Below are 512 nucleotides of genomic sequence, written 5' to 3'. Positions count from 1 at the left end.
CAGCCCCTTGCCGAGTCCGATCTTGTAGCCCAAGAACTCGAACCCCTGGCTGACGTGCACGATCCGGGTTTTCTCCGGGTGAATCCGAAGACCCAGCTCTTGCTCCAGCACCGCACGAGCGCTCGCCAGCGCCCGTGCCGCTTCCTCGCGAGTCCGGCACACAGCCAGCCAATCGTCGGCATACCTGGTGACCTGGAATCCAGCCCGCTCCATCTGCTCGTCGAAAACGTGCAGGTAAATGTTACTGAGCAATGGACTGATGACTCCGCCTTGTGGCGTACCGGCAATCGTGCTTTCGTAGACGCCGTCTCGCAGCGCTCCGGCCGTGAGTATCCGACGCATCAGATTCAACACTTTGCCGTCGGCGACTCGTTCCGCCACGAGAGCGACGAGTCGGTCATGCGAGATTGTTCCGAAGAAATCGGCGATGTCCGCGTCAACGATCCATCTCCCACCCGCCTGCAACTGTCCCCAGATCCGGCGCATAGCCATATGCGCCGACCGCTTCGGGC

General features: G+C 61.5%; 1 protein-coding gene. It reads right to left on the bottom strand.

Annotation, left to right across the window (positions count from 1 at the left end; genetic code table 11):
- A partial coding sequence (locus GEV06_29325; protein ID MPZ21937.1) for a group II intron reverse transcriptase/maturase occupies nucleotides 1-492 on the bottom strand: 492 nt, incomplete at its 3' end.
- Nucleotides 493-512: the final 20 nt, after the last annotated feature.

Source organism: Luteitalea sp. (assembly GCA_009377605.1).
GTDB lineage: Bacteria > Acidobacteriota > Vicinamibacteria > Vicinamibacterales > Vicinamibacteraceae > WHTT01.
Note: the sequence above shows the minus strand (reverse complement) of the source record. Positions and strands in the feature narration are given on the sequence as shown.